The 11575-nt window shown below is 63.9% G+C and carries 11 protein-coding genes and 2 rRNA genes; 4 read left to right on the top strand and 9 right to left on the bottom strand.

The window, feature by feature from the left end; translation table 11 throughout:
• Together cobT and HU218_RS02765 are read left to right on the top strand one after the other, a co-directional pair.
• A partial coding sequence (gene cobT, locus HU218_RS02770) for a nicotinate-nucleotide--dimethylbenzimidazole phosphoribosyltransferase (protein WP_425509242.1) occupies positions 1-1023 on the top strand: 1023 nt, incomplete at its 5' end.
• Positions 1020-1607, top strand: a complete 588-nt coding sequence (locus tag HU218_RS02765) for a histidine phosphatase family protein (RefSeq protein ID WP_174873425.1) — start codon at positions 1020-1022, stop codon at positions 1605-1607. The genes cobT and HU218_RS02765, both read left to right, overlap by 4 nt.
• A 70-nt stretch (positions 1608-1677) precedes the next feature.
• Here HU218_RS02765 and speB read toward each other — a convergent pair whose 3' ends face one another.
• A complete protein-coding gene (gene speB, locus HU218_RS02760) occupies positions 1678-2646 on the bottom strand; it encodes an agmatinase (protein ID WP_174873424.1) in 969 nt (322 codons plus the stop codon).
• 178 nt (positions 2647-2824) lie between these two features.
• Here speB and HU218_RS02755 point away from each other — a divergent pair, with 178 nt between their 5' ends.
• Both HU218_RS02755 and HU218_RS02750 read left to right on the top strand, forming a co-directional pair.
• On the top strand, positions 2825-3919 hold the full coding sequence (locus HU218_RS02755; RefSeq protein WP_174873423.1) for a YjgN family protein: 1095 nt from the start codon (positions 2825-2827) through the stop codon (positions 3917-3919).
• Entirely contained in the window at positions 3913-4938 is a 1026-nt protein-coding gene (locus HU218_RS02750) for a M48 family metallopeptidase (RefSeq protein WP_174873422.1), read from the top strand. The genes HU218_RS02755 and HU218_RS02750 overlap by 7 nt, the downstream gene beginning before the upstream one ends.
• Before the next feature lie 267 nt (positions 4939-5205).
• Here the strand turns inward: HU218_RS02750 and HU218_RS02745 are convergent, their stop codons facing one another.
• The 8 genes from HU218_RS02745 to rrf (HU218_RS02710) all read right to left on the bottom strand — a co-directional run bounded on the left by HU218_RS02745 (position 5206) and on the right by rrf (HU218_RS02710) (position 11566).
• On the bottom strand, positions 5206-7167 hold the full coding sequence (locus tag HU218_RS02745) for a PhoX family protein (protein WP_174873421.1): 1962 nt from the start codon (positions 7165-7167) through the stop codon (positions 5206-5208).
• Positions 7168-7265: 98 nt separating this feature from the next.
• Positions 7266-8075, bottom strand: coding sequence for a YoaK family protein (locus tag HU218_RS02740; protein ID WP_174873420.1), 810 nt, complete (start codon positions 8073-8075; stop codon positions 7266-7268).
• A gap of 46 nt (positions 8076-8121) precedes the next feature.
• Positions 8122-8961, bottom strand: a complete 840-nt coding sequence (locus HU218_RS02735) for an SPOR domain-containing protein (RefSeq protein WP_174873419.1) — start codon at positions 8959-8961, stop codon at positions 8122-8124.
• A complete protein-coding gene (locus HU218_RS02730; protein WP_174873418.1) occupies positions 8961-9671 on the bottom strand; it encodes a type III pantothenate kinase in 711 nt (236 codons plus the stop codon). The genes HU218_RS02735 and HU218_RS02730 overlap by 1 nt, the downstream gene beginning before the upstream one ends.
• On the bottom strand, positions 9668-10633 hold the full coding sequence (locus tag HU218_RS02725; protein ID WP_174873417.1) for a biotin--[acetyl-CoA-carboxylase] ligase: 966 nt from the start codon (positions 10631-10633) through the stop codon (positions 9668-9670). The genes HU218_RS02730 and HU218_RS02725 overlap by 4 nt, the downstream gene beginning before the upstream one ends.
• Positions 10630-11127, bottom strand: coding sequence for a D-glycero-beta-D-manno-heptose 1-phosphate adenylyltransferase (gene rfaE2 / locus HU218_RS02720; RefSeq protein WP_174873416.1), 498 nt, complete (start codon positions 11125-11127; stop codon positions 10630-10632). The genes HU218_RS02725 and rfaE2 overlap by 4 nt, the downstream gene beginning before the upstream one ends.
• Positions 11128-11267: 140 nt before the next feature.
• Positions 11268-11380 (bottom strand): 5S ribosomal RNA (rrf, locus tag HU218_RS02715).
• 73 nt (positions 11381-11453) lie between these two features.
• Positions 11454-11566, bottom strand: a 5S ribosomal RNA gene (gene rrf / locus HU218_RS02710).
• Between the last annotated feature and the right edge of the window lie 9 nt (positions 11567-11575).

Below are 11575 nucleotides of genomic sequence, written 5' to 3'. Positions count from 1 at the left end.
GCCCCCGACCTGACCGCCCGCCAGGCCGCCGCCGCACGCCAGCAACAACTGACCAAGCCCGCCGGCAGCCTGGGCAAGCTGGAAGACATCGCCATCACCCTGGCCGGCCTGCAGGGCCGCGACATCCCGCAAACCCTGAAACCGGCCATTACCGTGTTCGCCGGCGACCACGGCGTGTGCGCCGAAGGCGTTTCCGCCTATCCGCCGGAGGTCACCGCCGCGATGGTGGCCAACTTTGTCCACGGCGGCGCCGCCATCAGCGTGCTGGCGCGCGCCAACCAGGCACGGCTGGAGGTGGTGGATGCCGGCGTGGCTGCCGATCTGTCCGCGCTGCCGGTGGTGCAGGCCAAGGTGCGTGCCGGCAGCGGCAACATCCGCCACGAACCGGCGATGAGCCCCAGCGAGTGCGAGGCCGCGCTGCAAGTTGGCCGCCAGGCCGCGCGCCGCGCCATTGCCGACGGTGCCAGCCTGCTGATCGCCGGCGACATGGGCATTGGCAACACCACGCCATCGGCGGCGCTGATCTGCCGCCTGAGCGGCCACAGTCCCGAGGCCATCGTTGGCCGCGGCACCGGCGTCGGCGACGAGGCGCTACGCCTGAAATGCCAGGTGGTGGCCGATGCGCTGGCGCGGGTTGTGCCGGAGCTGGACGGCCAGGCGCTGCTGGCCGAGCTGGGCGGGCTGGAAATCGCCGCCATCGCCGGCTTCTATCTGGAAGGCGCGGCGCAGGGCGTGCCGCTGCTGCTGGATGGTTTCATCAGCACCGCCGCCGCGCTGGCGGCACGGGCGATCAATCCGGACATCACGCCGTGGCTGCTGGCCAGCCATTGCTCGCAGGAAACCGGTCACGCCCTGGCGCTGGCGGCGCTGGGGCTGACGCCGCTGATCGACTTCGGCCTGCGCCTGGGCGAAGGCTCCGGCGCCGCGCTGGCGATTCCCCTGCTGCAACAGGCCATTGCCCTGCACGCCGGCATGGCCACCTTTGCCGAGGCCGGCGTCGCCGGCAAGAGCGAGCCGGCATGAACCCGTACACGCTGACCCTGCTGCGCCACGGCGACATCGACCACCACGGCCGCTTGATCGGCAGCACCGATCTGCCATTGAACGAGCTTGGCCGCGGCGCCATGGCCGCCAGCTGGCAACGCATCGTGCGCCATGCGCCGGTGACCAGCATCGCTACTTCGCCATTGCAGCGTTGCCGCGAGTTCGCGGTGCAGCAGGCGCTGGCCGGCGGCGTGCCGCTGCATGTGGCGCCACTGCTGGCCGAGTGCGACTTCGGCAGCTGGGAGCAACGGCCGCTGGCCGATATCGCCGCCACCACACCGGACTGGCAGACGCTGCTGGCTCGCGGCCTGTTGACGCCGGAAGGCGGCGAGCGCTTCGATGCCTTCCGCACCCGGGTGCTGACCGGTTTTGCCGACTGGATGCAGCAGGCACGCGGCAGTCACCGCGTGCTGGTCAGCCACGGCGGTGTGATCAACGTGCTGCTGGCCGAGCTGCTGGGCACCGATTTCAACGTGGCGCGGCTGATGGCCGTGCAGCGTGGCGGCTTCGTACAGCTATCGATTCTCGACGGCCATCCGGCCTACCTGCTGTGCTGTGCCTGATGCGCAACAAGAAGGTGGAAGGCAAGCTGTAAGCCTGCTGCTGCGGCCAACGTTGGCCGCAGCAGCAGGCTTACAGCTTGCCTTCCACCTTCTTGTTGCGCATCAGGCACAGCATGTCACAGGCGATGTGGGCGGCGGCGATGGCGGTGATTTCGCTCTGGTCGTAGCTCGGTGCTACTTCCACCACGTCCATGCCGACAATGTTCAGATCGCCCAGATTGCGGATGATCTTCAGCGCTTGCGCCGAGGTGAGACCACCCGGTACCGGGGTGCCGGTGCCCGGGGCAAATGCCGGGTCCAGACAGTCGATGTCGAAGGTGACGTACACCGGCGCATCGCCGATGGTTTTCTTGATCTCGGCGATGGTGGCATCGACACCGTGCTCGTGCACCCACGGTGCGCCCAGCACGTTCAGGCCCATGAAATCATCGTTCCAGGTGCGGATGCCGACCTGTACCGATTTGGCCGGGTCGATCAGGCCTTCCTTTACCGCCTTGTAGAACATGGTGCCGTGGTTGAGGCTGTCCGGCTCGTCATCCGGCCAGGTATCGCAATGGGCATCGAAATGCAATAATGCCAATGGCTTACCGTATTTTTCGGCGTGTGCGATCAGCAGCGGATAGGTGACGAAGTGGTCACCGCCGAAGGTCAGCATCTTGGCGCCGGAGGCCAGGATGGTGCGCGCGTGTTCGATGATGGACGGCTTGATGGTGAGCGGATTGTGCGCATCGAACCAGCAATCGCCGTAGTCGATCACCGCCAGATCGTCAAACGGGTCGAAGCCCCACGGATACGGCTTCAGCTCGGCCAGCTGCACGCTGGCGGCGCGGATCGCCTGCGGGCCCTGACGCGCGCCACTGCGGAAGGTAACGGACAGGTCCAGCGGAATGCCGGATACCACCACGTCCGCGCCTTCCAGATTGCGCGTGTAGTTGCGGCGCATGAAGGACAGCACGCCGGCGTAGGTATTTTCGATGGAGGAGCCGTACAGGCTCTGGCGGCGGATGGCGCCATCACCCTTGATTTGATCGTCAGACATGTTCGCTCCTGATAGAGAGCACGCCGCGGTGACGCCACGGCGATTACCGTCCATCTGTACAGCCGACGGTTTGAGGCTGGCGCACCCCGCGGCACGCAGGGCGCAGTGTGCCGTGTTGCCGCTGCCGCGACAAGCTTTGTGATGGAAAATTAAACACTTAACGTGGGAAGATGACGCCATGCAGCAAACGATACAACAGCCACACCGCAAGGACTGCCTGCCGTTCGAGTTCTCGGCTGACACTGGCAGTTATTACCGGCTGTGGCTCGGCAACCTGATACTGACCGTGCTGACACTGGGCATCTACTCGGCCTGGGCCAAGGTGCGCGTCCAGCGCTTCCTGCTGGGGCATACCCGGCTGGCTGGCGGTCGCTTCGACTACCACGGCAAGCCCGGCGCCATCCTGAAAGGCCGCCTGCTGATGCTGGCCTTGTTCCTGCTGTGGCAATTATCCGGTAGCTGGTCACCGGCCCTGCAAGGCTTACTGGGCATGGCCGCCTTTCTGCTGGCCCCCTGGCTGGCAGTGCAGGCGATGCGCTTTCGTCTGGCCAACACCAGCTGGAACCAGATGCGACTGCGTTTCGATGGCAAGGTGGGCCAAGCCTATCTGGCGTACGTAAAAAGCTGGCTGACCACGACGTTTACTTTCGGCCTGTTCTGGCCTCGCGCAACGCTGATCAGACGCCGCTATCTGCTACAGCACAGCACGCTGGGGCAGGCCCGCCTGCAGCAGCAGGACTGCATCGGTCGCCTGTACCTGGCAGGAGTGGGCTGCCTGCTCAGCGCGCTGCTCTACCTGGCTGCCTTTGGCGCGCTGGGCGGACTGATCTGGAAAGTCGGTGATGCCATCGCCCTGCCCGCAACCGTAAACGGCTGGTTCGGCTCCGGCAGCATGCAGAGTGTCGATTTCGCCTTCATCGGTGCGCTGATGGCCGCCTGGCTGCTGGCCAGCCTGGGTTATGCCCGCATGGCCATCAACCGGGTTCTGCTGAATCACACCACACTGGCGCTGAACGGTCAGTCACACCGTATCGAGAACTGGATTTCCACCCGCCACATGCTGTGGCTGCACCTCTCCAATGCCCTGGCACTGCTGTGCAGTCTCGGGCTGGCCTGGCCGTGGGTGCGTATCCGCACCCTGCGGGCACAGCTGGAGCACATCGCCCTGTTCGGTGCCGGCGATCTGGCCAGCCTGCGCGCCGAGCTGAACGAACTGGATGATGCCCGTGGCGACGAGCTGGCTGACCTGCTGGAACTGGATCTGGGATGGTAACCATCACGGCCTGGTGGCGGGATGGCAAAAGCCCGCAGGCGCATGCGGCCAACGTTGGCCGCAGCGAGGATGAACTGATCGTCAGCAACGGCAATGACAGCCGCCGCTACTGGCTGGCCGACGTACGGCTGGAGGCTGGCGTAGACACCTTGCCGGACGTATTGCATCTGCCGGATGGCAGCACACTGGAAGTTGCCGACCGGCTGGCAATCCGCCGCCTGATTGGCGGCCTGCCACTGGCCGAACGCAGCAGCCACTGGCTGCAACAAAGCTGGCGTGTACTGCTGGGGGCTCTGCTGGCCGCCATCGCCATCTGCTGGACCGCCTGGCGCTATGGACTGCCATTACTGGCAGGCGTACTGGTGCAATGGGTACCGGTCGGCACCGAGCAGCAGCTGGCCACACACACCCTGCAGTGGCTACAGCAAAACGAGTTGCTGCAGCCCAGCCGACTACCTGCCACCCAACAGCAGGCGCTGCAGACTCGTCTGGCGACCTTGTTACCGGCCCATAGCCGTTACCATTACCAGGTGCTGCTGCGCGATGCTCCGCCAATCGGCCCGAATGCCTTTGCGCTGCCTGGCGGCACCATTGTGGTCACGGACCAGTTACTGCGGATCATCAACCGACCTGATGAACTCGCCGCCATCCTGGCCCATGAAGCTGGCCATGTAGAAGGCCGCCATAGCTTGCGCAGCGCCGTGGAAAACCTGGGCGTACTGGCCGCTTTGACACTGATTACCGGTGATGCCAGCAGCCTTACCCTGGCCCTGCCGGTGGCACTGGCCAATGCCAGCTACAGTCGCGAACACGAACGTGAGGCCGACAGCTTCGCCTTCGCAGCCCTGCGCCGCCAGGGGTTGTCGCCTTGCCTGCTGGGTTACGGCCTGCAACGCATCGAAAAAGAGGTGCGATCCGACCGTGCGGCCAACCCAGACCAGCACAGCTGGTTTGCCAGCCATCCCGCCACCAGTGATCGCAGCCAGCCGGACGGCCAACGCTGCCCACCGCCCGCATGAACAAAGCCCGGCCATTGCCGGGCTTTGTCATAGCAAACCATCACGCGATCTAGAAGCGCATCCCCAGGTTGATACCCAGCTCCTTGGTCTTGTTGTCCGGCTCAATGTAAGTGATACCGTTCTGCCAAGTCGACTCGGAAACACGAATGTGACACGCGTGCATAAAAGGTGGAACAGCCCCGTCGGCCTGTCCCGACGCTTGCCAGCAACCGCTAACAACAAAACCGCCCGGCATTGCAGGGCGGTTTTGCTGGACTGACGGCGGGCTTAGCTGCCGATGATGCCGCCATCCAGTTTGCGGATTGCCACGGTGGCCGAGCGCGGGCGGCCGGCTTTCGGGCCATCCGGCCAGCTGGAAATGGCCAGCGGCTTGGCCGGGTCGTTGCGCTCGTCCGCCGGTTCGCCCGGGTGCTGGATGTTGATGAACATGGTCTTGTTGTCCGGGGTAAAGGCGATACCGGTGATTTCGCAACCGTTCGGGCCGGTGAGGAAGCGGCGGAATTCACCGGTTTCCGGTACCACGGCCAGCATCTGGTTGTTACCCATGCCCTTGTATTCCTTCATGTTGACCGTGGAGGTCGACACGTCGGTTTCTACCCACAGCACGCCGTTGTTGTCGAACTTCAGGCCATCCTGGCTACCGAAGTAGTCGCCGTGGATATTGCCCTTGTGTTCTTCCTTGTCGGCGTCCGGACGGCCGGCCAGCACGAAGATGTCCCACTTGAAGGCGGTGGACACCGCATCGCCGTTAGCCTCGTTCCAGCGGATGATGTGGCCGAACAGGTTGTGCTTGCGCGGGTTGGCCGCATCGGTGCCCGGCTTGCCATCCTTGCCGCGCTCGGAGTTGTTGGTCAGCGTGCAGTACACTTCGCCCGGCTTGTGGCTGTGGACGGCGATCCATTCCGGACGGTCCATCTTGGTGGCGCCAAGGATGTCGGCAGCCATGCGTGCCTTGATCACCACTTCGCCCTGGTCGGCAAAGCCCTTGTCGCTGGTCAGCCCGTGCTGGCCATGCACCAGCGGCAGCCACTGCCCGCTGCCATCGGCATCGAAGCGCGCCACGTACAGCGTGCCTTCCTCCAGCAGCTGCATGTTGGCCTTGCGGTTTTTCGGGTCGTACTTGTGCTTGGACACGAACTTGTAGATGTACTCGAAACGCTGGTCATCGCCCATGTACACCACGGCATGGCCGGACGGGGCGATGGTGACGGTCGCGCCCTCGTGCTTGAAGCGGCCCAGCGCAGAGCGCTTCACCGGCGTGGACTTGGGATCGAACGGGTCGATTTCCACCACCCAGCCAAAGCGGTTGGCTTCGTTGGGGTTCAGCTGCAGGTCGAAGCGGAAATCTTCCCACGCCCAGTTGTAACCGGCGTCCTTGGCGGAAATGCCGTAGCGCTTTTCCAGCTCGGTCAGCTGGCCGGAGTTGTTGACGAATACGCCGTCCCAGTTCTCTTCACAGGTCAGGTAGGTGCCCCACGGCGTCTGGCCGTTGGCGCAGTTCTGCAGCGTGCCCAGCACCTCGACGCCACGCGGGTCGGCGTCGGTCCGCATCAGTGCATGACCGCGCGCCGGGCCGCCGATGGCGATCGGGGTGTTGGCAGTAATGCGGCGGGCGTATTTGGACGGACGCACTACGTTCCAGCCCTTGCCATTGGCCTCGACCTCGATCACCGACACCCCGACCGCGGCCTGGGCCTTCTTCACCTTGTCGGCGCTCCAGTTATTCATGCCGTCGACGTGCAGCAGGCCGTCGTCGGTGTATTCGTGGTTGATCGCCATCAGGCCATGCTTGGAGCCGGTCGCCCCCAGCGGCAGCGGGAAGTAGGCCATGCCGTCGTGATGCATGCCGGCCTGGACAGCCTGCTCGGCGGCGGTATTGGAGGCATCCTGCTTGAACGCCGGCATATTGCCCTTGATACCGACCGGATCGCCCCAGGCGTACAGCACCTCGGCGATATAGCCTTCCGGCACCACCACCTTGTCTTCAAAACCAAACGGCACCGGCTTGAAACCCAGCTGCGGCGGCTTGCGGGCAAACGGCAGCGGCGCGGCTTCGGCCAGCGCGGCAAAGCTGCCGGACAGCACGCCGGCCAGACCGGCGGCACCGGAGCCCTTCAGCAGGCCGCGACGGGAAAAGCGCGCATCCATCACTTCGGAAAGCAGCAGGTTGGCAGATTGGTTGGAAGCGGTTTCAACGCCGTGGTGTTTGATCTTGTAGCTGTCAGACATGTTGGCCTCGTGGTGGCAAGTATCAGTTTGTGCGCTGCCAACCATAAGCAAACAACATGACACCCAGATCAAACAACCGTGACGAATTGATGACGCAACTATGACTCGCCGGTAGCGATACGTCCGTTCTGGCGCTGACGCCTCCAGCGCCAGCGCAGTTTCAGGTCGTACCACAGCGGCCGCAGCCCCAGCAACAACAGGAACAGCGCCAGCGGTACGCTGAAGCTGTAACCCAGATGCCGGAAGCCCAGCACGCCGATCACCCCGCCGACAAAGAAGTTGCCCAGAATCCACAGGTAGATCTGCAGCCGCTCGCGGTTGGCGCGCACCTCCGGCACCTTGCCGCTGCCGCCGCGGTTGATGTAACTGGCCTTGGCCAGTTCGATACCGATATCGGTGGCGATGCCGGTCATATGGGTACTGCGCAACAGGCCGCCGGACAGTTTGGTGACGATGGTGTTGTGCATGCCCATGATGAAGCACAGCAGCAATACGATGGGCGGCGCGAAGAAGTCCGGGGCGATCGCCAGCGCGGCACCGGCCAGGCCGAACAGCAGCAGCAAGGCGGCTTCTTCGATCAGCGATACGCCATAGCCGCTACGCAGCCGCTGCCGTCTGGCCCAGTTGATCAGCCATGCCGCATGGGCCGCGCCGCCGATGAAACTCAGCAAGGAGGCGAATGCGGCCAACGTGGCGCCGATATCGCCCAGCACCAGGTTGTCGGCCATCGACGACACCACGCCGGAGACATGCGAGGTGTAGCGCTGTACCGCCAGAAAGCCGCCGGCATTGAGCGCGCCGGCAATAAACGCCATGGCGCCGCCGAGCTGCCAGGTCAGTGGCTCGCGGTACAGGCTGCGGGTCCGTACCCGCTGGTCCAGCAGGCGGGTGAAGTGCTGTCGGCGCATAGTCGGCAAGAAAAAAGGCAGGCCATAACCGGCCTGCCTGTGGATGCTAGTGGCACTCCTGTAGCGGAATCCCCGGTAACAGACGTTGCTGCAAGCTCTTGAGGCGGGTGACAGCGGCATCATCCAGCGCCTTGAAGTTCAACGTGGTAACGCGGGTACGCTCGCCACGGACATCCAGCTGCGCCTTGTTATAGCCGGCATCCTTCAAGCGCTTTATCAATGCCTGGGCTGCTTCCTCTTTGCTGAACAGGCCCAGCGACAGGTGGTTACGGAAGTTGCCATCGGTCTTGACGATGTAGCTGTCGAAACCCTTGCTGCGCAGTTCGGACACCAGGGTCTGGGTCTCGGCCTGGGTTGCCAGCGGCGGGTAGAACACCCAGATGCGGCCGGAACCACGCAGCGCTTCTTTCACGCTGGCTTCCGGGCCGGTTGCCAGCTGCAGTGCCGGCAGGCCGCCCTGCACCCGCTCCAGCTGCTTGGGATCCAGCGGTCCCCAGCTGCGGCACAGGTTGGCCGCAGTTTTCGCGACACTGGCGGCCTTGGCATCGAGCGGCTTGCTTGCCGCCTGCGGTTTGTTGTCAGCCGGCTTGGCGGCCGGCACAGCGGGTGCGGAAGCCGCCGCTTTGCTCGCTGGCTTGGCGGCAGGCTTTGCCGCGACCGGTGCCGACTCGAGTTGAGCCAATGGTGCGGAGGCGCTTTCAGCCTGCGGCGCACTGGCCAGTGCCTCCGATGCCGGCTGCGGCGGTTTCCAGTCAGCCGGCAGCAGCTTCAGCTGCGACGCATTGATTTCCTGCGCCCTCAGATCGCGCTCCGGTTTTTGTTTGATCAGCGCGTATAACCCTGCAAACAGGTTAAGCGCCAGTAGCACTCCCAGTAGCCACTTCATCAGCAGTCTGCCACGCTCGCTAAGCCATAAAGAACCAGATTATCCACTATCCGCGCCTCAGGCGGGAGAGCGGCAGCCAGTCGTTCGGCATCACCGCCGCTCAACAGCAGTTGCGGCATCCGCCCGGTATGTGTTGCCAGGCGTTGCTGCATGCGCTGGATGGCGCCGCATAGCGCATCGATGGCGCCGGAGGCCAACGCATCTTCGGTACCTTGCGGAAAAGCACTGACTTGACCGGCCGCACGATCAAGGTTGGCCGTATTCTGTGCCAGCGATTGCAGCATCAGGCGGTAGCCGGGCAGGATCAGCCCGCCGAGATAATCGCCCTCCGCGGTCAGCGCCTCGACCGTCAATGCGGTGCCGGCACAGGCCACCACCACATCGCCGGCACACAGCCGGCGGGCACCGAGCACCGCCAGCCAGCGGTCCGCACCCTGTTCGGCCACATGGCGGTAATGATTGCGCACACCGAGCGCGGCCTGCTGCGCACGCTGCCACTGCACCGCCAGCGGCGCAGCCTGCTCGATCTGCTGCCGTATCTGCGCATGGGCAACGTTGGCCGCATACACCGCGGTGAGCGGCAAGCCGCGCCAGTCGGCCGCCAGCCGCGCCAGCTCATCATGTGCCAGCGCGGTAACCGGCCCCAGCTGCGCACCATCCCACAGCGCCCATTTCACCCGGCTGTTGCCGGCATCGATCAGCAGTTTCATGATGCCGCCCGCAGGCTGACTTCACCGACGTGAAACACCCGCTGTTCGCCATCGCAATCCACCAGCAGCGCACCGTGGTCATCCACGCCAAGCGCCACCCCGGCTACCGGTTCGCCATGACTGAAGCGCAGCAGCACCGGTTGTTGCAGGAAGGCGGCGCAGTCGGTCCACTCGTTCCGGAATGCGGCAAAGCCTTCGCGATCGAAAGTGGCCAGCACCGCGGCCAGCTGGTTCAACAACTCGGCCAGCAAGGCGTTGCGGCCAACCTGGCAGCCGGCTTCGGCCAGACTGGCAACCGGCTGATCCACTTCGCCCGGCGACTGCATGTTCAGCCCGATGCCGATCACCACGGCCGCCGGGCCCAGGGCATCGCCGGACAACTCGATCAGGATACCGGCCAGCTTGCGCCCATTGAGCAGCACATCATTCGGCCACTTCAGCTGCACCGGCACCTTGAAACTGCGCAAGGCTCGCACCATGGCGACACCGACCACCAGCGACAACCCTGCCAGACCGGATAAACCGCGATCGAAACGCCACAGCACCGAGAATGTCAGACCCGCACCCAGTGGCATCTGCCAACGCCGCCCCAGACGTCCGCGACCGGCAGTCTGCCGCTCGACCGCCAGCACCAAACCATGCGGCGCCCCCTGCGCCGCGCGCATCATCAGCTGGGTATTGGAAGAGTCGATTTCATCCGCCGTCGCCAGGGTCCACACGTTGGCCGCAACGTCATCCAAACCGGCACGAACACGCGCCACTTCCAGCAACTCGAACGCTTGCGGCAAGCGGTAGCCCTGCCCGCGCACGCTGAACACCGTCATGCCGAAATCGTTTTCCAGCTTGTGTACAGCCTGCCAGATCAGGGTGCGCGAGCAACCCTGCACCTGCGCCATATCCTCGCCGGAATGGAAGCGACCATCAGCCAGCTGGCGCAGCACGGCAAAGGCAAGTGCGCTCATTTGCCGTCCACGGTACGGATTTTCTTGATGGTCGCCGTGGTCGAGGTGTCGAACAGGAAGGGGATGGAATGTACCTCGCCGCCACGCGCCAGGGTCTCGGCACTGCCAACGATCTTGTCGACCGGCCAGTCGCCGCCTTTGACCAATACATCCGGCCGCACCTGTTCGATCAGTTCAGCCGGGGTATCGCTATCGAACCAGGTCACCAGGCTGACGCTTTCCAGCGCGGCCAACACCGCCGCACGGTTCAACTCGTTATTGATCGGGCGATCATCGCCTTTCCCCTGCCGTTTTACCGAAGCATCGGTATTCAGGCCCAGCACCAGGCTCGCGCCCAGGGCGCGAGCTTGCGCAAGGTAAGTCACATGGCCGCGATGCAAGATATCGAAACAGCCATTGGTAAACACGATCGGACGCGGCAATGCGGCCAACTTTTCCGCCAGTTGCTCCGGCGGGCAGATTTTGTCTTCAAACAGGGGCGCAGGATACGACATGACAATACTCTCGGCAGATGCCGGCCAGATGCCGGCACAAGGTGATAAGCAAGCTGCAGGATACCATTCACCGCAGGCCATTCGATAGCGACGCGCAAAAAGCAAAAAGCCCAGACACAAGTCTGGGCTTTGCTTAAGGGCTCTGGCAATGTCCTACTTTCACACGGGTATCCGCACTATCATCGGCGCTAGAGTGTTTCACGGTCCTGTTCGGAATGGGAAGGCGTGGGGCCACTCTGCTATGGTCACCAGAAAAACTGGTTGTTTACCGCCGTCGGCGGGTAAACCAATGCCCCGACCATCAGGTCGGGGCATCTGAATGGGGAGTCTGGCGGTGTCCTACTTTCACACAGGTATCTGCACTATCATCGGCGCTGAGGCGTTTCACGGTCCTGTTCGGAATGGGAAGGCGTGGGACCACCTCGCTATGGCCACCAGACATAAACTG

This window comes from Vogesella oryzae, assembly GCF_902829295.1.
In the GTDB taxonomy this organism is placed as follows: domain Bacteria; phylum Pseudomonadota; class Gammaproteobacteria; order Burkholderiales; family Chromobacteriaceae; genus Vogesella; species Vogesella oryzae.
This window is presented reverse-complemented; position numbering and strand designations above follow the sequence as displayed.

Coding starts and splice junctions, on each gene's coding strand:
- HU218_RS02765 (WP_174873425.1), top strand. CDS start 1,020: ATGAACCCGTACACGCTGACCCTGCTGCGCCACGGCGACATCGACCAC.
- speB (WP_174873424.1), bottom strand. CDS start 2,646: ATGTCTGACGATCAAATCAAGGGTGATGGCGCCATCCGCCGCCAGAGC.
- HU218_RS02755 (WP_174873423.1), top strand. CDS start 2,825: ATGCAGCAAACGATACAACAGCCACACCGCAAGGACTGCCTGCCGTTC.
- HU218_RS02750 (WP_174873422.1), top strand. CDS start 3,913: ATGGTAACCATCACGGCCTGGTGGCGGGATGGCAAAAGCCCGCAGGCG.
- HU218_RS02745 (WP_174873421.1), bottom strand. CDS start 7,167: ATGTCTGACAGCTACAAGATCAAACACCACGGCGTTGAAACCGCTTCC.
- HU218_RS02740 (WP_174873420.1), bottom strand. CDS start 8,075: ATGCGCCGACAGCACTTCACCCGCCTGCTGGACCAGCGGGTACGGACC.
- HU218_RS02735 (WP_174873419.1), bottom strand. CDS start 8,961: ATGAAGTGGCTACTGGGAGTGCTACTGGCGCTTAACCTGTTTGCAGGG.
- HU218_RS02730 (WP_174873418.1), bottom strand. CDS start 9,671: ATGAAACTGCTGATCGATGCCGGCAACAGCCGGGTGAAATGGGCGCTG.
- HU218_RS02725 (WP_174873417.1), bottom strand. CDS start 10,633: ATGAGCGCACTTGCCTTTGCCGTGCTGCGCCAGCTGGCTGATGGTCGC.
- rfaE2 (WP_174873416.1), bottom strand. CDS start 11,127: ATGTCGTATCCTGCGCCCCTGTTTGAAGACAAAATCTGCCCGCCGGAG.